This is a genomic window from Sphingomonas sp. ID1715 (genome assembly GCF_013044515.1).
In the GTDB taxonomy this organism is placed as follows: domain Bacteria; phylum Pseudomonadota; class Alphaproteobacteria; order Sphingomonadales; family Sphingomonadaceae; genus Sphingomonas_B.
The window spans coordinates 1-1281 of the sequence record NZ_JABEPR010000029.1 but is presented as its reverse complement, the minus strand read 5'-3'; the positions used below and the strand labels follow the sequence as shown (position 1 = coordinate 1281).

The following is a 1281-nucleotide window of genomic DNA, read 5'->3' as shown; positions in this document are numbered from 1 at the left end:
TTGATGTCTTTTCCTCCGGGTACTGAGATGTTTCAGTTCTCCGGGTTCGCTTCACCAAAGCTATGTATTCACTTCAGTGATACCTTCGTTCCCATTTACCCAGCCACTGATCGCTCAGCAGCTGAGTAAATGGTGAAGGTGGGTTTCCCCATTCGGAAATCGTCGGGTCAAAGGTTGCTCACACCTCACCGACGCTTATCGCAGCGTGCCACGTCCTTCATCGCCTGTGCATGCCAAGGCATCCACCAAATGCCCTTACCTCACGCTTGAGAGTCCACACCACCAACAACAACGCTGAGCACCCCAAGGCATAAACCCTGAAGGCCACTCGGCAAAACGTTGCCGCGGCAATGCGGATATAATCTCAGCCTGTATTTACGAGATCGTCCTGCCGCTTGAAAAAAGCCGCACGACGCCTCGCGGCATCGATCAAAAAACCCATTCACAATGTCAAAGATGAGACGGCCAAGCCGCCTCGCAACAGCCTCGAAGAGGCTGAACTGATGTCTTCATCCCTAGAGATATGGTGGAGCCTATCGGGATCGAACCGATGACCCCCTGCTTGCAAAGCAGGTGCTCTCCCAGCTGAGCTAAGGCCCCGAACCAATCCGCACATTCTGCACATTCCGCACATTCTGCACGTGCAATATGTGAATCTTGGCAGATGGCGCGTCGCGGGCAAAGCCCGCGCCGTCGGTCGTCAGCTCGCCGAGCAGACGCCGGCCGCGCTTGCGCGTCTCGATCGCAACCCCGTTGCGATCGTGCGCGCTGCGCGGTGGTGGGCCGAGTAGGAGTTGAACCTACGACCTCACGCTTATCAGGCGTGCGCTCTAACCACCTGAGCTACCGGCCCAGCGCAGCGCGGACGCGCTAACCAAGTTAGCGCGATCTCGCGCAAGCTCGGCCGGCCTCGTGCAACGAGGACCGACGACACGGGCTTCGCCCGTGGCGTGAGCGCTACCGGGCGGCAGCTTTCTCTAGTGATGAAGGGACATGAGGACGGCGGCTTATGTTCTTTGGAGCGGTTGACGCTCTTCCGGGACAAGCCCGGCGCAGTACAACCAGTTCCTTAGAAAGGAGGTGATCCAGCCGCAGGTTCCCCTACGGCTACCTTGTTACGACTTCACCCCAGTCGCTGAACCGACCGTGGCCGCCTGCCTCCCTTGCGGGTTAGCTCAGCGTCTTCGGGTCAATCCAACTCCCATGGTGTGACGGGCGGTGTGTACAAGGCCTGGGAACGTATTCACCGTGGCATGCTGATCCACGATTACTAGCGATTCC

At 58.3% G+C, this 1281-nt stretch carries 2 tRNA genes and 2 rRNA genes; all 4 read right to left on the bottom strand.

The features are described from left to right. Positions 1–272, bottom strand: a 23S ribosomal RNA gene (locus tag HJG53_RS18225); the annotation flags it as partial. Positions 273–524: 252 nt separating this feature from the next. Beyond that, a tRNA-Ala gene (locus HJG53_RS18220) sits at positions 525–600 on the bottom strand. A gap of 176 nt (positions 601–776) precedes the next feature. Beyond that, positions 777–853: transfer RNA gene (locus HJG53_RS18215), tRNA-Ile, on the bottom strand. Positions 854–1073: 220 nt separating this feature from the next. Next, a 16S ribosomal RNA gene (locus HJG53_RS18210) occupies positions 1074–1281 on the bottom strand; the annotation flags it as partial.